Source organism: Pseudoglutamicibacter albus (assembly GCF_022346425.1).
Taxonomy (GTDB): domain Bacteria; phylum Actinomycetota; class Actinomycetes; order Actinomycetales; family Micrococcaceae; genus Pseudoglutamicibacter; species Pseudoglutamicibacter albus.
In genome coordinates this window covers 60,287-79,527 of the sequence record NZ_JAKRCW010000001.1, presented here as the reverse complement: position 1 = coordinate 79,527, position 19,241 = coordinate 60,287, and the positions used below count along the sequence as shown (strand labels likewise).

The following is a 19,241-nucleotide window of genomic DNA, read 5'->3' as shown; positions in this document are numbered from 1 at the left end:
CCAGAATCTAGCCGTCGCCCGCGCGGCGGCGGAGAGTGCGGCGGTCAGCGCGGCGGCGGCGGAGCCCGGGGGCGGTGGAGCGCGCGGCGGTCAGCGCGGCAAACTGCGCCTGCGCACAGCCAGCCCCGGCTTTCGGCCGCACGGCATCCGGTGGCAAGATGGAACCTGAGATGTGACCCACGCAACATAACAGTTTGCGGGAGGCCGCATCGTGCGCTGACCACCAACGCAACCAACCATCAACGCAACCGCCGCGGCGCAGCAAGTGCCGCATCGGCATCATCACGGAAGGAAACCCATGCCACGCAACCAGACAGACCTCATGAATATTGACGGGATGCTGAGTGAAACCGAACGTGAAACCCGCGACCGTGTGGCAGCTTTTGTGGACGCCGAGATCCGGCCGAACATCGCTGAGTGGTTCGATTCGGCTACGCTTCCGGTGGAATTGCTGCCGAAGATGGCGGCGGAAGGCCTGTTCGGGATGCACTTGAACGGTTACGGGTGCGCGGGGAGGTCCGCGGTCGAGTACGGGCTTGCGATGCAGGAGCTAGAGGCCGGGGATTCTGGCTTGCGCACCGTGGTTTCGGTGCAGGGTTCGCTTGCGATGTCCGCGATCTATAAGCACGGCTCCGAGGAACAGAAACGGCAGTGGCTACCGCGAATGGCCGCGGGCGAGGTGATCGGCTGCTTCGGGTTGACGGAGCCAACCGCGGGGTCTGATCCGGTATCGATGCTCACCCGTGCCCGCTGGGTTGATGGCGAGTGGGTTCTGGATGGCGCTAAGCGATGGATCGGTTTGGCATCCCTAGCGCAGGTTGCAGTGATTTGGGCGCACGTGAGCAACGAGGACGCCGCGGCCGCTGGCGTTTTGGATGAGGCCCGCGTGAAGCCGGGCGTGGACTCGATGGTGCGCGGATTCATTGTGCCGACTGATTCCGATGGGTTTGTGGCGACCCCGATCACGCAGAAGCTTTCGATGCGCGCCTCACTTCAGTGCGACATCACCCTGGATGGGGTGCGGGTTGGCGCGGATGCTTTGCTGCCTGGCGCTCAGGGGTTGAGTGGCCCGCTCGCGTGCCTGAACGAGGCGAGGTACGGGATCGCGTGGGGCGCGATGGGGGCCGCAAGGGATTCGATTGAGGCTGCGCTGGGGTATGCGTTGGAGCGTGAACAGTTCGGGCGGCCGCTCGCGGGGTTCCAGTTGACGCAGGAGAAGCTCGCCCGGATGACGGTCGAGCTGAATAAGGGCCAGTTGCTGGCGTTGCAGTTGGGGCGGGCGAAGGATGAGGGGACGTTGGAGTTCCACCAGATTTCGGTTGCAAAGCTCGCTAACGTCAAGACCGCGATCGAGATCGCACGCGAGGCCCGCACCGTGTGTGGCGGCAACGGGATCACGCTCGATTATTCGCCGCTGCGCCACGCGAACAACCTCGAATCAGTGCGCACCTACGAAGGCACCGACGAGGTGCACACGCTCATCATCGGTCAAAAGCTCACCGGAATCAGCGCATTCGCGAACTAGCGAGCTGAGCGGGGCGGCGGGTAGCGGCTTGGTCTGGGCAGGACGCGACTTGGTCGGGGCGTCCGGGCTAGTAGCCGGCGGGGCGGCGCTGTACGGCGCCGCCCCACCTGGTTTAAGCATCTTCGGCACCGAAATTGCTGTAAAAAAATTAATGCCATCGCATAAATTTGCAGCAATTTCGGTGCCGAAGGTGAGAAAGGCGGTTATTCGGCGGCGAGTTTTGCTTCCGCTTCGGGGTCGGCATCCCGCAGGAAGTCACCGATACGCTGAACCTCGTCCACCTCGCCAATCCGCTCGGCAGCGAGCTTCAACTGGTACAAGCAGCGCAAGAATCCACGATTCGGTTCATGCTCATAAGGAACCGGGCCCTGCCCCTTCCAGCCAGCGCGACGCAACGCATCCAAGCCACGGTGATAACCCACCCGGGCGAACGCATACGCCTCAATATCGCGGCCATCGGCGGCAGCATCCTCAGCGAGCAAAGCCCACGGAAGCTGCTCGGCAGGGAACTGACGCACCAAATCCTCGGCCTCATCGCCGGCATCGTAGCGGGCAACCAGCTCAGGGTTTTCAGGGATCCGCGTCTCCGGGATCCCCAGCAAGTTACGGCCGATCATTACTTGATCGCCTTCCCGGCGGAACCGAGGTCCTGGCACGCCTCAACCACGCGGGCCGCCATCGATTTCTCTGCCGCGGCACCCCACGAGCGAGGGTCATACAGTTTCTTGTTGCCGACCTCGCCGTCGATCTTCAGCACGCCATCGTAGTTGCGGAACATGTGCTCAACCACGGGGCGAGTGAACGCGTACTGGGTGTCGGTGTCGATGTTCATCTTGATCACGCCGTAGGACACCGCGTCAGCGATCTCCTGCTCGGTGGAGCCGGATCCGCCGTGGAACACGAGGTCGAACGGCTTATCCTTGCCCAGACGGCTACCGATTTCGTCCTGGATTTCCTTCAACAGCTCAGGGCGCAATTTGACGTTACCCGGCTTATAAACGCCGTGGACGTTACCGAACGTCAACGCCGTCATGTAGCGGCCGTATTCGCCGGAGCCGAGCGCTTCAACAGTTTCTGCGGCGTCTTCGATGGTCGTGTAGAGCTTCTCGTTGATCTCGTTTTCAACGCCGTCCTCTTCGCCACCAACAACGCCGATCTCAACTTCGAGGATCTGCTTATTCGAGGCGGTCAACGGGAGCAGTTCACGCGCGATGCGCAGGTTTTCGCTCAGCGTCTCAGCGGAGCCGTCCCACATGTGGGAGTTGAACAGCGGGTCGCGCCCCGCCTGCACCTCTGCCTTGGAGGCTTCGATGAGCGGCATAACCCACGAGTCGATCTGCTCACGCGGCGCGTGGTCGGTGTGCAACGCGACGGTGATCGGATAGTTCTTCGCAACCTCACGCACGTACGCGACAAAAGCAAGGGAACCTGCGATGCGGTCCTTCACGGTGGAGCCGGAGAAGTACTGCGCGCCACCGGTGGAGATCTGCAGGATCCCGTCAGAACCTGCTTCCGCGAGACCGGCGAGCGCCGCGGAAACCGTCTGGGAGCTGGTCACGTTGAACGCAGGGTAAGCGAATCCGCCGGCTTTGGCGGTGTCGAGCATCTGGTTGTACTGGTCCGGTGTTGCAACACCCATGTGGGCTCCTTCTATATAGGGGCTGGCGCGGCTGGTTCGGCGTGCGATGTTCTAGCCAGCGTAGTCTTGCGTGCAGGCTAGCGTGCGCGCACGCAACGGTCCCGCTGGTAGGCGGTGCCGCCGTCTTCCTCTATGCTACCGACCCGCGGTGTTGCGTGCGCTGTGTTGAGGGGTTGCGGCCGCGGTGAGGGGTTGCGGCGGCGGTGCAGGGGCAGGTGCCGCACCGCGGGGCGGGTTACTGTTTGCGGCACGGGCTGGCGTTTAGGGATGTTGGTTGAAGACGTGTTGGCGGATCCAGGCGTGCATCGCGATGCCGCTAGCGACTCCGGCGTTGATGGAGCGGGTTGAACCGAATTGTTCGATGGAGAGGGTGTCGACCGCGGCGGTGCGCATCTCTTCGGAGAGTCCCGGGCCTTCTTGCCCGAACACGAGCACGCATCGTTCTGGGAGGCTGTAGGTTTCGAGTTGGACGGAGTCGGGGAAGATGTCGATCCCGAGGATCGGGATGTTTTCTTGACGGGCCCAGGTCACGAAGTCTTCGACGGTGGGGTGGTGCATGACGGTCATGTAGCGGTCGGTGACCATGGCGCCGCGGCGGTTCCAGCGGCGGCGGCCTACGATGTGCACGGCGGCTGCGTTGAATGCGTTGGCGTTGCGTACCACGGTGCCGATGTTGAAGTCGTGCTGCCAGTTTTCGATGGCAATGTGGAGTGGGTGGCGGCGAGAATTGAGGTCGGCGACGATCGCATCGTGTTTCCAGTACCGGTATTGGTCGAGAACGTTGCGGCGGTCGCCGTGAGCGAGGAGTTCGGGGTCCCAGTGGGCGCCTTTAGGGTGAGGACCTTCCCACGGGCCGACACCGACGACGTGCTCAGGTGTTTCGGGGCTGTTGTTCTCGCGCGGGGTGTTGTTCTGGCTCGGGGTATTGTTTTCGCTCGGGGTTTGGTTCTCGCTCACGAAACACAACTGTACGTCCCCAGTTTTAATCTTGGGCAACGTAATTGCTGAAATAACGTTCCCCGGCGCAGCTACTGACATAACCTTTAGCAACGTGAGTGCTGCTATTTGCATCTTCGGCAACACCAGTGTTGCTATTTCGATGCCCCCGCCCGCACGTTTTAACCTTCGGCATCACTAGTGCTGTTATTTCTCGCGGCCGCTTCCGTTGCGGTGCGCCCGTCCCGCTCCCCCACGGTTGCGTCGCCCTGCCCTCCGCTACCGCTGCCCTCCGGCACCGCTGCCACCAGCGGCCGTGGCGGCCGCCACCCTTCCGGCGCCGGCTGGCACACACCGTCTGGCGAAATAACTACAATTTTTGTGCCGAAGGTTACTCTCTCGGTCGTTAAGCCTTAGACGTGGGGTTACCGTCGTGCCCCTCGAGCAGGGTCGCGAAGTCCACCACGTGCGTCGGCTCATTCCCGGATGTCCGTTGGCGTCCGCGCTTCGCAGCTGGCTGTTGCATTGCCGTGAAACCAGCAACTGTGTTGCCGAAACTCATCATCGCTTGGGTCAGCTCATCCGCTGCCTGCGCAATACGTCCGGCAAGGCCCTTCCCCGCTTCCGTCCCGAAGTCTTCGGTCGCCGCGAACACACCGGTCGGGACCACTGTGGCGTGCAGGTAGGCGAACATCGGGCGCATCGCGTGGTCGATCACCAGCTGATGCCGCGGCGTCCCCGCCGTCGCCGCCGCCAGCACCGGCACGCCCCGCAGCGTATCCACATCGAGCGAATCAAACAGCATCTTGAACAGCCCCGACATGCTCGCGGTGAACACCGGCGTCACCGCAACAACCCCATCGGCCGCAGCAAGCTTTTCGCGAACTTCAGCCAGCTTCGGCGTCAGCATCCCGCCGGTCAGCATCGACTGCGTGAGGTCTTGGGCGATCTCACGAACCTCGATGACGTCCGCCTCAACGTCCTCGCCGCGCGCGGTCACCGCGGCACGGACGGCATTGACGATCTGATCGGCCAAAAGCCTGGTGCTCGATGGCTGCGATAGCCCAGCTGTTACTGCAACGAGTTTCAGTGCCATGTCCCCTCCTCTGCCACGTCCGTCCTTCTAGTTGTCGTTCTCCGCCGCGTGTTCCCGCTTCGCAGCTTCCGCCGCGCGGGCGACCGGCGAGGAGGTCACCTGGTAGTAGTCGTGATCCTTCGGTAGGGCGGCGAGCTCTTCGTGGCTTGGCGCGCGGGACGGGACGCCGGCGGGGCGGCGCGTCTCGAATTCGCGGCGGAGCACGGGCACGATCTCGCGGCCGAGGATCTCGATCTGCTCCAGGACCACCTCTTCCGGCAGGCCTGCGTGGTCGATCAGGAAACCTTGCCGCTGGTAGTCGCCCACCGCATCGGCGAATCCGAGCGTCCGTTCGATCACGTGCTCCACGGTGCCGACGGTCAGCGGTGTATCCCGCGTGAACTCTTCAAGGGACGGCCCGTACCCGTAAACCGGCGCGTTGTCGAAGTATGGCCGGAAGAACTCCTTGGCTTTCTTCTCGGTTTCGCCTACGAAGATGTGGCCGCCCAGGCCTACGATGGCTTGCTCGGCTCCGCCGTGACCGTAGTATTCGTATCGTTCGCGATAGAGCTGGACCATGGAGGCGGTGTGTTCCATTTTCCAGAAGATGTTGTTGTGGAAGAAACCGTCGCCATAGAAAGCGGCTTGTTCGGCGATTTCTGGGGAGCGGATGGAGCCGTGCCATACGAACGGCGGGGTGTCGTCGAGCGGGCGGGGTGCGAGCGTGAAGCCGTGTAGTGGTGTGCGGAATTTCCCTTCCCAGTTCACGGTTTCTTCGCGGAAGAGTTTGCGCAGCAGGTGGTAGTTCTCGATCGCGAGTGGGATGCCTTGGCGGATGTCTTTGCCGAACCATGGGTAGACGGGGCCGGTGTTGCCGCGGCCCATCATGAGGTCGATGCGGCCGCCGGAGACGTGCTGCAGCATCGTGTAGTCCTCTGCGATGAGGACGGGATCGTTGGTGGTGATGAGGGTTGTTGAGGTGGTGAGTTTGATGCGTTCGGTTTTCGCGGCGATGTAGGCGAGGTTGGTGGTTGGTGATGACACGACGAAGGGCGGGTTGTGGTGCTCGCCTTGTGCGAAGAAGTCGAGGCCGACTTCTTCGGCTTTGGTTGCGTATTTCTGGATGGACCGGAGCCGTTCGTGCTCGGTTTGGGTTGTTCCGGTGGTGGGGTCCGGGGTGAGGTCTCCGACGGTGAAGATACCGAATTCCATGGTGGTTTCTCCTAGGTGCCGGGGTTCAAACCCCGAACTTTGTTGACGTGTCAAATATATCAACCGTCGGGCATCCCTTTTCATTCCCGCTAACCTCGACCCATCCAATCCTGGGCAACCCTTTAACCTTGAGCATCAAAATTGCAGAAATAACGTTGAGTAGATTGCGCGCTGAACTAACCTTCGGCAACGCCAGTGCTGCTATTTCGGCACCACAACCGTCATTACAGTCCAGTCACACCACTTGCCCCCCCTATATGGCCTATGTCACACTGATGTGGTGCCGTCCCACGCTCGCGCGCCTTGCTAGCCGGCGCTACCAGATACGCAGTGCTACAGGCACCCAGCACCACAGGCGCCCACCACTGCAGACGAAAGCGGCGGCAAAAGGGCGGATGTTCCGCCAGCAAGAAGACCAACCAGCTTTTGCACCCACCTCATCGAAAACACAATAGGGGAAAAAATTTCTACTGATTCGAACGATTCAAAAGTTCCCGCTCTGGAGTTCCGCAACGCTTCGCGGACGTATGACAAGGGAAAGTTCACTGCGGTCAGCGAGGTTTCACTCACCGTTGAACCTGGCCAGATCCATGCACTCATCGGGCCGAACGGCGCAGGAAAAACCACCTTGGTGAAGATGGCCGCTTCCATCCTGGAGCCAAGCCAGGGTGAGGTCATCGTCAACGGCCACAACGCCACAACACATTCGCGGCAGGCCCGCCGCGACGTCGGGCTGGCCCTCGGCGGCGAACTCGGCTTCTACCCTAGGGCAAGCGCTATCAAGAACTTGCGTTTCTTCGCCAACGTTGCAGGCATCCCAGCGAAAAACATTCCTGCAGAGACTGAAAGAGTTCTTGAAGCCGTCGGTTTATCTAAAAATGGTAACCAGAAAGTCAATTCTTTCTCGCGGGGAATGGTGCAGCGTCTTCATATCGCCCGCGCACTTCTCGGGCACCCGGCCCTACTTGTCATGGATGAGCCAACGAACGGACTCGACCCAGACATCGCGCTATCCATCCGTGCTTTGCTGAAGGAGCTCGCTAACAACGGGCACGCCGTCTTCCTCACCAGCCACACGATGTCTGAAATCGAGGACGTATCCCACGTCATTTCGGTCATCGGTGCCGGCCGCATCCACTTCACGGGCGGGCTCACGGAAGTCGTGAATTACGCAGGTGTCACCGCTACAACCACTGCAACGATCCACGCGCGCAACAAGGACATTGTTGATACGTTGCGCTCCCAGCCGCATGTGAAGGAGCTGCGTCAGTCCCCGAAAGGTGCACGATGGGGGCTCACTGTTTTCTGGGAAAGCAGCCAAACGCCCGCACAGATTCAAGCTGAGGTGCAGCGTATTTTCCGGGAACACAGCATCGAAATACCGAACGATTTAGTCACCAGGCAACCCACGCTTGAGGAAGCCTATTTGTCATTGGCAGGTGAGCTCAAACGCCCATGATGCGCTACTTCCGTATGGTTGCTTTCCACCTGGGCGAGTTCGCTCGGGTCCCGTTTTTCGTTTCACTCATGGCCACATCGACCCTCGGCATTCTCGCTATTCAAGCGCTTGCATACTACGCGTGGGGTGGCGACGCGTGGGTTGCGTGGATGCGTAGCGGCATCGTTGGCATGTGGACCACAACAACTGTTGCCGCGGGAATCCTTGGATTCGAACGGTTCAAAGGCACGCTTGTCCACCTATTCAGTGCGCGCATCAGCGTTCTTTCCCCGGCGGCTGCGGTTGTGTCTGCGGCCTCGGTTTTCGGGCTTTTATCCTTCGCGGTCGCTTGGCTCGCGTGGGGCCTACTGTGGATTGCGACTGACGTAGGCCACGGCACTCCCCCGGCTTCAGGGGCGTCGGTTGCGGTCAGTATCCTGTTGTTGTGGGTTTCATGCCTCAGCATTTCTTTTGTGATTGCGGCGCTTTTCGTGCTGACGCCGAACGCTATTGCGTATGAGGAACTTCTTCTGATTCCTGTTTTCATTCTTTCTGGTCTTGTTTTCACTTCTACGGACGCGCCACCGGTATTACACGAGCTGAGCTACATCATTCCGTTATCTGCACCAACCCAGGTTTTGTTGGGCCAAGTCCCGGAAGGTGAGGTCATGATCCGTCTGCTCATCGGCCTGGGCGTGACAGCGTGCTGGTTCGCCGCATCGTACTGGCTCGGCAAATCAGCTATCCGCAAGGCCCGTTCCGCTGGCACATTGGCGGTGATCTAGATGAGTTTCGCATCGCGTTTTGGAGCCGCGTTCCGGGTTTCTTTGGCGTCATCGATTGCGTACGCGACCGTCGGAACCTTGCTGGTCTCGATGCTTGCGATCCCGTTGTTAGAGATTCTGTTCAGTGTTCTGCTCGCCAAAGACGTCGGGTCCATGGATGTGCTGCGTACCGCGTATGCGTCCACGCTGGTGGGCATCGGTTTGGGCGTGTGTTCCGGGGTGGTTTCCAAGACCGCGACCGACCGGAACCTCGGAGTGTTCCAGGTTGTGCATGAATACCGGCGGGTGGATCTCGCGTACTGGCTGGCGTCGCTGGTGATGCCGGTGCTACTCGCGCTGCCGGCGGGTGTGGCCTCTCTTGTGGTGATCACCGTGATGTCCGGGCACGCTAGCTTTGCGGTGGTGGCGCGACTGGCCTTGTTGGTGGGGTGCGCTGTGCTGGTGGGCGGCTTGTTGGGGATTTCGATGTCGGGTGTTGGCTTGGCGTTGTCTGACCCGTATCAAGGTGCTGCGTTCGCGGGGGCTGTTGTCCCGGTTTTGGCGGGTGTGATTGTGCCGGTCGCGTTGTTCCCGCAATGGCTGGCACCGTTGAGTGCGGTGATCCCGCTGACTGGTGTGGTCGATGCTGTAGGCAGCTTGAACTCGAGTGTGGCGTGGTCTGTGCTTGCGTTCGATGTGGGCCGCGGCGTGGCGTGGGCTGTTTTAGGTTTGCTGATGGTGCAGATCGCTCGTTCGCGGTTGCGTGCAGGCCATAAGTTCAGCGTCATCTAGCCCAGCCTTTTAATCTTGGGCAACGAAATTGCTGAAATAACGTCAAGCCGACTGAGTGCCGAAATAACCTTCGGCAACATGTGTGCTGTTATTCCACGGCCAGCCCCGCTCCGTGTTTAACCTTCGGCATCGTGTGTGCTGTTATTTCTCTGCCGTAGCCATCCGCGCACATAATCGGCACATAAAACGTGGCTGCCACCCCGGCAAGGGGCGGCAGCCACGTTTTATTTCGACACTCTCGGTGCTAAAGGTTATTCAGCACTTACAGGTCTTAACGTTTTTCGACACTCTTGTTGCTAAAGGTTTAGAGGCCGAGGTCGTGTTTGCTGAACAGCGCAATGTACGGCACGCCGGCTTCTTCTTTGATGCGTTCGGCCGCGCCGGTGTCCCGGTCAACGATCACCGCTACCGCGACCACGTTGCCGCCCGCTTTCCGCACCCCTTCCACTGCCGTGAGGGCGGAGCCGCCGGTCGTGGATGTGTCTTCGACGATCAGCACGTCGCGCCCCTCAACGCCCGGCCCTTCAACCTGCCGACCCATGCCGTAGTCTTTCGCGGCTTTCCGCACCACGAACGCGTCAATCTCACACCCGGCTTCCCGTGCCGCGTGCATGATCGCGGTACCTACGGGGTCAGCACCCATCGTGAGCCCGCCGGCGGCTTCGAAGGTGATGCCGGCGTCGTCGCATGCTGCCAACAGTTGGCGGCCGATCAAGATCGAGGCTTCGTGATGCAGCGTCACCCGGCGTAGGTCAACGTAGTAGTCGGCTTCTTTCTCTGAGGAGAGAATCACTTTGCCTCGCACCACGGCGAGGTCGCTGATGAGCTGCTGCAGGCGTGCGCGTTCGTTGCTGGTCATGTTCCTTAGTTTAGGTGCTACACCGGTTTTTGCTCATTTCCCTCACGCCTTATTCCCCCGTATTCTGGGGTTAGTTGTTTCTTGGGTTAGTCGATTCTGGGATTCGTTCCGTTTTTGGGGGTCTTCGATGTCTCTTCCTACTCCTCCTGGGCCTGCCGGTCAGGATGTGGAGCCGTTTGAGGCGGCTCCTGCCGAGCTTGATGTTCCTGCGCCGCAGTCTTCGTGGGAGCCGACGGACTGGGAACCGACTGATTGGGAACCTGATTCCGATGCGGTTGATGCCGCTATCGCGAAACGTCTCGGTGTGGATTCTGAGGACATTTATGCGGCTGTTCGTGCCGCTGAGCAGCAGGCTGATGCGATCGCGGATCCGCATGTTCGCGCGGCTGAACCGGTGATTCCTGCGCCGCAGGTTCCCGACGAGGTCGGCCTGGATGCCCCGGTTTCGGAGAAGGTTTCGATGCGCGGCGTGGTTGAGGCCGCCGCTGCCGAGGTTGGGCAGGAGATCGCCCACGGCACAGTTGGGTCTGATGCCGGTTCGGTTGATGCGCCTGAAACGAACGATGCGCCAGCGGCTCCCGATGTGGACCCAGCACCCGCAGCCCCTCACGCGGACCAAGCTGACGTTCCGGACCCAGCGCCCGCATCGCCCGTCACGTTGCCTCCTCCGCCGGCCCCGCCAGAGAAGGCGACACCGGAAGCGGACACCGCAACATCCGCGGACGCAGAGCCAGCAGAAAGCACAACACCGCCAGAAAACACTGCACAGGAAGGTTCAACCCCTCGCGGCTTCCTGCCGCCGCCACCAGCGCCACCCGCACCGTAAGCCAAGGCCCCCACCGCCACGCGCCGGGACCTCGGCGCCTCCTCCTACCGCATCGGCCGCCTCCCGCCCCAGGCCCGCACCGCCGCCCCAACCACACCTGCACCCCACGGACTAAGCTGGGTTTATGAGGTCTCTGCAGCAACAGATCATCGCTGAAATGGGTGTGAAACCGAAGATTGACGCGGCTCAGGAGGTTGAGGATCGCGTCCAGTTTTTAGTGGATTACGCCCTCGTAGCGCATGCGCGCGGCTATGTTCTAGGTATTTCAGGCGGGGTTGATTCCTCGCTCGCGGGCCGTCTAGCGCAGCTCGCGGTGGAGCGGCTTCGCGCCGAGCACAACACTGACGCCACCTTCACTGCGGTTCGGTTGCCGTTCGAGGTTCAAGCTGATGAGGCTGATGCGCAAGCGGCGATGGATTTCATACAGCCCGATGACCCTCACACAGTGGACATCGCGCCGGGGGTCGTTGGTCTTGAGGAGCAGATCAAAGCCACCACGGGCGCCCCGCTCACGGATTTCAACCGCGGCAATCTGAAGGCTCGCATGCGGATGGCGGCCCAATATGCTCTTGCGGGTGAGCGCGGCCAGCTGGTGGTCGGTACGGATCAGGCGGCTGAATCGACGATGGGGTTCTTCACTAAGTTCGGTGACGGCGGTGCCGATGTGCTTCCGTTGGCGGGGCTGACGAAGGGGCAGGTCGGTGAACTGTTGCGCCACCTGGGTGCCCCGCAACGCGTGGTGGGCAAGGCCCCAACCGCTGACCTCTTGGACGGCCAGCCCGGCCGGCTCGACGAGGACGAAATGGGCGTCTCCTACGCCCACCTTGACGCCTACCTTCGCGGCGAAACCGTCCCCGGCCAAGCCGCGGAACGCATCGAGGCCGCCTACCTACGTAGCCGACATAAGCGCCGCACCCCAACCACCCCATCGGACACATGGTGGAAGGAATGAGGCGGCGGAACTCAGTCGGTCCAGGACTGAACCTCTAGTGGAACTAGAGCGGTGGCGAAACTGAGCCCCGTCATGGACCGTATCTTTCCAGCCCCAGCACTTTTTTATCGATAATCTAAACAACAACAATCCAATCAATACCAACCTCGTCAACTGCCAGCCGCGCAGGGCAACCACCCACATATGCGGCAGCAGGCATAGACGAACCCCCGGGAGGAACCCATGTCGCAACAATTCGAGCAGTACAAGGCCGCACGCGACCAGTTGCTGACCTACCGGGAGGACTACGAAAAAGCGCGTGAAACGTTCACGTGGCCGGACATCCCGGGCTTCAACTTCGGGTTCGACTGGTTCGATCAGATCGCGTCCGGCGAGCGCGCGAATGACCCAGCGCTCATCATCGTTGAGGACGATGAGACACGCACCACGCGCACGTGGGGTGAGCTTTCGGCACGGTCGAATCAGGTGGCGTCATGGTGGGCGCAGCTGGGCGTGAAGTTTGGCGACAAGATCATTTTGATGCTCGGCAACCGGGTCGAGCTATGGGAGTCGGTTTTGGCTTCGGTGAAGCTCGGTTCGGTTCTGATCCCGACCACTACCCAGATGGTGGGGGCTGACCTTCAGGACCGTATTACGCGTGGCGGTGCGCGTTGGGTCATCGCTGACCACAACGATTTGGAGAAGTTCGCGGACATCGAGGGCGAGTATTCACTGATCGATGTTGATTCGGTGTTCGCTGGGGCTCATCATTGGGCCGATGCGGATGCCGCGCCGGAATCGTTCGTTCCGGAACACAAAGCTACCAGTGACGATTCGATGCTGCTGTACTTCACATCGGGCACCACACAGCAAGCGAAGCTGGTTGAGCACACGCACTATTCATACCCGATGGGGCATCTATCCACGATGTACTGGATCGGGATTGAACCGGGCGATGTGCATCTGAACGTGGCATCCCCGGGCTGGGGTAAGCATGCGTGGTCGAATGTTTTCGCGCCGTGGATCGGCGAAGCAACTGTATACATCTATAACTATGAGCGTTTCGATGCGATCAAGTTGATGGAGCACATGTCGGAGGAGTCGGTCACGAGTTTCTGCGCACCGCCAACCGTGTGGCGCATGCTGATCCAGGCTGATTTGACGCGCCTGACAAACCCTCCGAAGAAGCTGGTTTCCGCGGGTGAGCCGCTCAACGCCGTAGTGATCGATACGGTCGCGAAGGCGTGGGGTCAGACGATCCGCGACGGCTTCGGGCAAACCGAATCCACGGTCCAGGTGGCGAACCCTCCAGGTATTCCGGTCAAGATCGGCGCGATGGGGCGTGCGATGCCGGGCTATGAGCCAGTCTTGATCGACACGACCACCGGTGAAGAGGCGCAGCTGGGTGAGCTGTGCCTGCGGCTGGATCCCCGCCCCGGCGGTTTGATGGCCGGCTACTATAACGAGCCGGAACGCACCGAGCGGGCGATGCGCGGAGGCATCTACCATACGGGAGACATCGCTGAGGTCGATGAGCGCGGCATCTATACGTATGTGGGGCGCGCTGACGATGTGTTCAAGTCTTCGGACTACCGTATTTCACCGTTCGAGCTGGAGTCTGTCCTGGTTGAGCATCCGGCCGTCGCAGAAGCCGCGGTAGTGCCGTCGCCGGACCCGATCCGTTTGTCCGTGCCGAAGGCCTACATCATCCTCGCTGCCGGGCATGAACCGACCCCGGAAACCGCGGAGGCGATCTTCCGTTACTGCAAGGAAAACGTGCCGCCGTTCCGCCGGATCCGTCGCCTCGAGTTCGCGGACCTGCCGAAAACCGTGTCCGGCAAGATCCGCCGCGTTGACCTGCGCAACGAAGAGTCCGAAAAGCGTGGCCCCGACGGGCAGCTGCTACCTGACGCGCAAGGCACCGAATACACCGAACGAGACTTCCCGGCGCTAAAGTCGGTCCGGTCTAAGTAGATGCCGATGCGGGCGCCGGGCCGGTGAAAGTTGGGCGCGCCACGCGCGGGCGTTGATACGGTTGTGTGCGTGAAGATTGCAACGTGGAATGTGAATTCGCTGCGGGCCCGCGCTGACCGTGTTGAGGCGTGGCTTGAGCAGAATGATGTTGATGTTCTGGCCATCCAGGAAACCAAATGCAAGGACGAGAACTTCCCGTGGGAGCTGTTCGAGTCGCTCGATTATGATGTGGCGCATTTCGGTTTTTCGCAGTGGAATGGTGTTGCGATCGCGTCCCGTGTGGGGCTTGAGGACGTTGAGCGGACGTTCCCTGGGCAGCCCGCGTTCGGTAAGGGTGGGGTGGATCCTGTTCAGGAGGCTCGTGCGATCGCGGCGACCTGTAACGGTGTGCGCGTATGGAGCTTGTATGTGCCGAATGGGCGCGCCCTGGACGATGAACACATGCCGTATAAGTTGGAGTGGCTTGCGGAGCTGAACCGTCAAGCGGCCGGCTGGCTGGCGGAGGATTCTCAGCCGCAGATCGCTTTGACGGGCGACTGGAATATCGCCCCGCGCGATGAGGACGTGTGGGATATGCAGTACTTCCTCGACAACCAGTTGACGCACGTGTCACAGCCTGAACGTGACGCTTTCCACGCATTCCTGGATACGGGTTTTGTTGATCCGATGCGGGAGCGCCACCCCGGCCCCGGCGTGTTCACCTACTGGGATTATCAGAAGCTACGTTTCCCTAAAGGTGAGGGGATGCGGATTGACTTCCAACTACTCTCCCCCGCCTTGGCGGCGCGGGTGACGGATGCGGCAGTCGACCGTGAAGAACGCAAAGGCAAGGGCCCATCGGACCACGCGCCGGTCGTCGTGACGTTGGCTTGAGGTCCTGCTAGGTCTAGCTCTCTGATGGGGACTTTCTCAGACGACAATGCGGGCGGCGGCGCTGGGGCTGGCGGCATGGATGGGAACGGCGCCAGCGGGGCCGGCGCGAGCAACAGCGCTGGGGCTGGCGGCACTGATAGCGCCGGCAACTCTGGCGACAACGGCGGCGCGGGCGGGTTTCCGCGTATGCCGGTGGGCGCGCGTCGTAATATGCCTCCCACCGCATATTTGCGCGTGTATTCGCCGTTGGGCAGTTTCGATGACGCTGAGCAGTTGTTGATTGCTACGCCAGGGCACACGCTGGATGCATCGTTTGATGACGAGGCCGCGTTGTGGCGTTCTTTGGCGCGTATTTCGCGTCCGCGGGTGGATCCGTTTCCGCATGGGACTGTTGAGCAGTATCGCATGATTGTGCTCGATAGGGAGCATGGCGATGTCGTGATGTTTTGCCCGGCGCAGGAGCCGTTGCGTGCGGGTATCGCGGCGTCTTTGCTAGAGGACTACGTGCCTGAGGACGCTTTAGATGTGTGGTTCCCTCCGGCTTCGGCCGCGGCGCATAGTGAGCGTTTGCAGGAACACGGGATGTGGCTTGCTGAATCGCCGTTGTTCACGCGGATGTCTACGTGGCGGATCCCGTTGACTTGGTTCGCGTTGTTCCGTTCCGGCGATGAGGAGGAGGTCCTCGAGGGCGAGGATTCGCAGCCGCTCTCGGTTGCGGTTCGGGTTCCTTTGGTGTTGGCTCTGGAGCGGGCGGCGTATGCCGTTGCCGCGTTGTCTTCGATTTCGATGGTCACCGACGCTGATGGCTTCGGTGAGGGTGATTCATGGGGCGGCAGTCCTGCAGAGGACGAGGAAGCGGACGAGGACGTCGATGCCACTGGTTTCCTCGACGGTTCTGGCATGGATGATGTCGATGCGGTGGACCCGACTGGGTTATTAGCCTCGGCTGTGGAGTTGCATGACTGGTTGCAGCAGTTCCATCCGGATTCGGTTGTTGAGTTGGATTATGGTTTGTTGACGGCTAGGGCATGGCCGGATGATTCGGTTTTGGATGTCGCCGATGGGTTGGATGCATTGATGGACGCGGACATGGCTGGTGCTGTGGCTGCTTATTTCCGTTTACGGCGGCGGTGGGATTCGATTTCGATGTGGGCGCACGCGGGGTAGCGACCCCCGCTCTGAGTAGAGCTAGTCGCTACCCCGCGCTTGCGAGGGATGCTTACTTCCCTCGCGGCAACTCGTCGATTGCGTAGAACCCGCGTATTCTCCAGCCGCCTGCTTTGCGTTCCAAGACCATAGCGGCACCGTCTCCCCAGCCTCCCTCGACAGCTTGGACTGGTTTCGTTTCCCGGGCACGTAATAGGAACGCTCGTCCTCGTGCGCTGTGAACGTCACGTAGCACTTTCCATTCTTGAGCTTTTTATTTGGTATGCCCACGTTTTCTAACCGCACCTTTCCGCCGACCACCCAGGCTTTGTCTTTCTTCATGCGCGAGAAAACTTCGTCCTCGGCTTTACAGTATTGACACTTTGGTGAGGTGATGTCCCAGAATTCTTTCTGGCATGAAGGTGCCTCATTTCGTCCGTGTCGTGTTGTGGTGGGGGTTAGCGTGTTTGGCGGGGTTTGAAGATGGTGAAGTCTTGTATTTTGCAGGTCGGGTCATCATTGGGGTTGCCTGGCTGGCAGGGACCAGAGACATTGACGGACCGCATACTCCACACCCGTATATCCAAGGGTGTGGCCTGGGTTTCCAATGTGCCGGGGATGGTGTCCCAGGTTTCACCGTTATCCAGGGAGTACTTCCCCGTGTAGGTCACGGTCGCCTCAACCCGGAAGGTTCCTCGTTTCTGGTACATGTGAGAGGTCGGGGTTTCCTTCTCCCACACATCCGCACGTGTGGGCAGCATTTTCCCTGCGGTTTTCGAAGTGCGTGCCTCGCCATCGCCGTATTTCCACCGATACTTGATCGGGGTCAGCTCGACCGTGACGTTCTCGTCGAGGACCTCGATGGTTTCCCGCACCACACCATCGACGGTGGCAGTGTCGCTGTTGCTGGTTGTGCTGTTCTTGTCATTGCCGCCGTTCTTGTCGTCGGTGTTGTGTTTGGGGTTGGTGAGGTAGAAGTTGGTCCAGGCGGTGGTGAGGGTGTTGGGTTTGATCGCGTCGGTAGTCACTGCTCCGGGGTGGATGCGGATGCGTTTGGTTTCGGTCGCGATCAGGGTGCGGATTTCAGTGATGGTCAGCGGAGCCTGCTCAGCCGGGGCACCGTTCTTAGACGGTTTACTCTTGGCGCGGCAGGCTAGTTGTGTGGTGGCGGTGTTGCTGGTGTAGAGCAGGTCGTCACGTTGACCGCACTCATCCACGGCCCGTCGGGTGCAGGCTTGGGTTTTAGCCGCATTACGAGCTTTCAGGTCCACCATCTCGGCTACATGCAGGTCACTACCAGCAACCTTGGTGGAACCGGTCACAGCCCCGGACCGATCCAACGCAGAAGCGGTACAAGCCTGGAGCCACACAGGACGATTCGCAAAAGACTTAGGAGCAACCGCGGGAGTGTAGTCGGATGCCCCTGGCTTCTTCGTAGTGGTCTCATATTTGCGTTCCACACTTCTATCGACATCAAGTCCATCTCCGCCATAGGAAACGTTAGCGGCATATGCGCTAGTTCCGGTGAAGAACAGGAGAAGAGCGGCAGCGAGTGTAGTAGCAGCATTGGTCTTCTTGTGTCTGCTAGCGATCGGCACCGTAGAACCCCCTAACCTTCCAGCCGTTATCTTTGCGCTCTAGGACGAGCATTCCGTTGTCAGCTGAGCCGGCCGAGGTTGATTCGACAGGTTTAGTTTTCCCCGGCCTATAGAAGGAGCGCTTGTCTTCGTGGACAGTGAATGTCACGTAGAAGTTTCCGTCGTCTAGTTCCTCATTTGGTGCTTGGATGTCCTCGTAACGTAACTGTCCGCCAACAATCCAAGCCTTGTCTTGCTTCATAAGTGAGAAAGCTTTGTCAATGTCTTTGCAGTATTCACACTTACGTGAGGTAATGTCCCAGAACTCTTTACGGAACGAGCCGACTTCCCATGCATAGTTGAGCTCTTTCAGCCAATGCTCAACGAAGGCAATTTGTCCAGCCTTACTGTCTTCTCTCGCCACTTTGGGTAGCGGGCCAGGAGGCGGCACGTTCTGAGCTCTATGTTTAGAGGTCGCAGGTTTATAGGGGCCCTTCGGTGACGGGCTCGCAGAAGGTTTGGATTTCGCAGATTCTTTGCCGCTACCGGAAGCGTTTTCGTCTTTCACTTCCTTATTGCTCGGACTGACAGACGGCGAGGCGGACGGTGCCGCTTCACCTGGCTTCGCGTCCTCATTGTTGTTGCTGCAAGCCGTCAGTCCGGAAGCGAGAGCGAGCGTCAATACGGTGGCGATAGCGCTGCGTTTCAGGTTTGTCATGATGGCGCCCCTTAGGCATGTGTTTCTGTTTAGAACCTAAAGTAGCCAACCGCACCCAAAAGCACCATAGAAGAACAAAATGAAATTTTTCTTTCACACTTCAGTTGCAGCCGGATTAGTCCAACTTCCGCATGAACGCGGGGAGGGCGAGTACTGAAGAACGGTTCGAGCCCTGGGATTCTTTGTCCGATACTCCGGACAGGATCAGGCGTGACTGCTAACCGGGAACAGAATCCAAAATGAAAAGACTGATGTAGACCAACACTCGGTAGCGATAGGGGGACGCGGGTTAGCTCAGGTCGAGTCCTTCAACCAACAAGCACACCACCAGCCGGTACCGCCGCAACAACACCACACCGAGGAATGAACGCTCATACCGAGCGATACCCCGCCGGCTCTCGCTTCGCCCACGCTCTGCTCGTCACCGGATTAACCTGCGAACTGGAATAGGCTGCAAGCGTTACTCCTCAGACAACCGAGGCGGGCAGCCAGGTCCAACATCAGCCCCCTTCTCTCATCACAGCCATTCCGGGTTTTGTACGCTCAGAAGTCAAGGTCATTTTCATCCCACCGGAGCAACAAGAATATGAAACGGTAGCTCTCGCATGTTCTGGGAATTATCTATACCTTCAGAGAGCGATTCAATGAAGACGTCCCATGCCTCTAGGTCCTTTAACGGCCCTGAGAGCCAGCACGAGTTAGGTCCCAAGCGGTCCAGACCCCAGGCAGTGAAAGCGTCTTCTACTCGCTGAGCGTTCAGATCTACTTCGCCATAAGGACGGGCATGGCTCGGCCAGTTCTGCTGCTGTCGGTGCAGCTCTGCCAGTAAGTAGCAGCAGCTAAGGCCATGTCTTGGGGTTGGTCAGCTTAGTCGCCGGTGGAGACCCTTGCATATCGGATTTGGTGGCATTCACGGTGTTGACCTTATCGAAAAGGCACCCTCATGTTTCAGTAGA

The 19,241-nt window shown here is 60.0% G+C and carries 18 protein-coding genes; 9 read left to right on the top strand and 9 right to left on the bottom strand.

Annotated features, from left to right (window positions below; genetic code table 11):
• Positions 1-7: 7 nt before the first annotated feature.
• Entirely contained in the window at positions 8-274 is a 267-nt protein-coding gene (locus MHJ63_RS00345) for a hypothetical protein (RefSeq protein ID WP_239445794.1), read from the bottom strand.
• 24 nt (positions 275-298) lie between these two features.
• Between MHJ63_RS00345 and MHJ63_RS00340 the strand changes: the two genes are divergently transcribed.
• Complete coding sequence (locus MHJ63_RS00340; RefSeq protein ID WP_239445793.1) at positions 299-1,525, top strand: acyl-CoA dehydrogenase family protein; 1,227 nt, start codon at positions 299-301, stop codon at positions 1,523-1,525.
• Positions 1,526-1,728: 203 nt separating this feature from the next.
• Here MHJ63_RS00340 and MHJ63_RS00335 read toward each other — a convergent pair whose 3' ends face one another.
• From MHJ63_RS00335 to MHJ63_RS00315, 5 genes are all read right to left on the bottom strand, one after another.
• A complete protein-coding gene (locus MHJ63_RS00335) occupies positions 1,729-2,142 on the bottom strand; it encodes a DUF3151 domain-containing protein (RefSeq protein ID WP_070506846.1) in 414 nt (137 codons plus the stop codon).
• Positions 2,142-3,164, bottom strand: a complete 1,023-nt coding sequence (gene fbaA, locus MHJ63_RS00330; protein ID WP_035756602.1) for a class II fructose-bisphosphate aldolase — start codon at positions 3,162-3,164, stop codon at positions 2,142-2,144. The genes MHJ63_RS00335 and fbaA overlap by 1 nt, the downstream gene beginning before the upstream one ends.
• 261 nt (positions 3,165-3,425) lie before the next feature.
• The gene (locus tag MHJ63_RS00325) at positions 3,426-4,121 is read right to left on the bottom strand and encodes a TrmH family RNA methyltransferase (protein ID WP_239445792.1); all 696 of its coding nucleotides are present in this window, start codon (positions 4,119-4,121) and stop codon (positions 3,426-3,428) included.
• Between the two features lie 385 nt (positions 4,122-4,506).
• Positions 4,507-5,196: an FMN reductase gene (locus MHJ63_RS00320; RefSeq protein ID WP_239445791.1), complete on the bottom strand. Its 690-nt coding sequence runs from the start codon at positions 5,194-5,196 to the stop codon at positions 4,507-4,509.
• 27 nt (positions 5,197-5,223) lie between these two features.
• The gene (locus tag MHJ63_RS00315; RefSeq protein WP_239445790.1) at positions 5,224-6,387 is read right to left on the bottom strand and encodes a CE1758 family FMN-dependent luciferase-like monooxygenase; all 1,164 of its coding nucleotides are present in this window, start codon (positions 6,385-6,387) and stop codon (positions 5,224-5,226) included.
• Between the two features lie 439 nt (positions 6,388-6,826).
• Here MHJ63_RS00315 and MHJ63_RS00310 point away from each other — a divergent pair, with 439 nt between their 5' ends.
• The 3 genes from MHJ63_RS00310 to MHJ63_RS00300 are packed head-to-tail and all read left to right on the top strand — an operon-like array spanning position 6,827 to position 9,381.
• Entirely contained in the window at positions 6,827-7,846 is a 1,020-nt protein-coding gene (locus tag MHJ63_RS00310) for an ABC transporter ATP-binding protein (protein ID WP_420876122.1), read from the top strand.
• Positions 7,843-8,610 (top strand): ABC transporter permease, encoded by a 768-nt coding sequence (locus MHJ63_RS00305; protein WP_239445789.1) that lies wholly within the window; start codon positions 7,843-7,845, stop codon positions 8,608-8,610. The genes MHJ63_RS00310 and MHJ63_RS00305 overlap by 4 nt, the downstream gene beginning before the upstream one ends.
• Complete coding sequence (locus tag MHJ63_RS00300) at positions 8,611-9,381, top strand: ABC transporter (RefSeq protein ID WP_239445788.1); 771 nt, start codon at positions 8,611-8,613, stop codon at positions 9,379-9,381.
• 304 nt (positions 9,382-9,685) lie between these two features.
• Here the strand turns inward: MHJ63_RS00300 and pyrE are convergent, their stop codons facing one another.
• Positions 9,686-10,240, bottom strand: a complete 555-nt coding sequence (gene pyrE / locus MHJ63_RS00295) for an orotate phosphoribosyltransferase (RefSeq protein WP_239445787.1) — start codon at positions 10,238-10,240, stop codon at positions 9,686-9,688.
• 127 nt (positions 10,241-10,367) lie between these two features.
• Here pyrE and MHJ63_RS00290 point away from each other — a divergent pair, with 127 nt between their 5' ends.
• From MHJ63_RS00290 to MHJ63_RS00270, 5 genes are all read left to right on the top strand, one after another.
• Positions 10,368-11,066: a hypothetical protein gene (locus MHJ63_RS00290; protein ID WP_239445786.1), complete on the top strand. Its 699-nt coding sequence runs from the start codon at positions 10,368-10,370 to the stop codon at positions 11,064-11,066.
• A 124-nt stretch (positions 11,067-11,190) separates the two neighbouring features.
• Positions 11,191-12,018, top strand: a complete 828-nt coding sequence (gene nadE / locus MHJ63_RS00285; protein ID WP_239445785.1) for an ammonia-dependent NAD(+) synthetase — start codon at positions 11,191-11,193, stop codon at positions 12,016-12,018.
• 222 nt (positions 12,019-12,240) lie between these two features.
• Positions 12,241-13,971, top strand: a complete 1,731-nt coding sequence (locus tag MHJ63_RS00280; protein WP_239445784.1) for an AMP-binding protein — start codon at positions 12,241-12,243, stop codon at positions 13,969-13,971.
• 69 nt (positions 13,972-14,040) lie between these two features.
• Positions 14,041-14,844, top strand: coding sequence for an exodeoxyribonuclease III (locus tag MHJ63_RS00275; protein WP_239445783.1), 804 nt, complete (start codon positions 14,041-14,043; stop codon positions 14,842-14,844).
• A 24-nt stretch (positions 14,845-14,868) separates the two neighbouring features.
• Positions 14,869-16,011: a DUF8083 family protein gene (locus MHJ63_RS00270; protein WP_239445782.1), complete on the top strand. Its 1,143-nt coding sequence runs from the start codon at positions 14,869-14,871 to the stop codon at positions 16,009-16,011.
• Positions 16,012-16,448: 437 nt separating this feature from the next.
• Here the strand turns inward: MHJ63_RS00270 and MHJ63_RS00265 are convergent, their stop codons facing one another.
• Together MHJ63_RS00265 and MHJ63_RS00260 are read right to left on the bottom strand one after the other, a co-directional pair.
• Complete coding sequence (locus MHJ63_RS00265; protein ID WP_239445781.1) at positions 16,449-17,450, bottom strand: hypothetical protein; 1,002 nt, start codon at positions 17,448-17,450, stop codon at positions 16,449-16,451.
• A gap of 124 nt (positions 17,451-17,574) precedes the next feature.
• On the bottom strand, positions 17,575-18,285 hold the full coding sequence (locus MHJ63_RS00260; protein WP_239445780.1) for a DUF6318 family protein: 711 nt from the start codon (positions 18,283-18,285) through the stop codon (positions 17,575-17,577).
• Between the last annotated feature and the right edge of the window lie 956 nt (positions 18,286-19,241).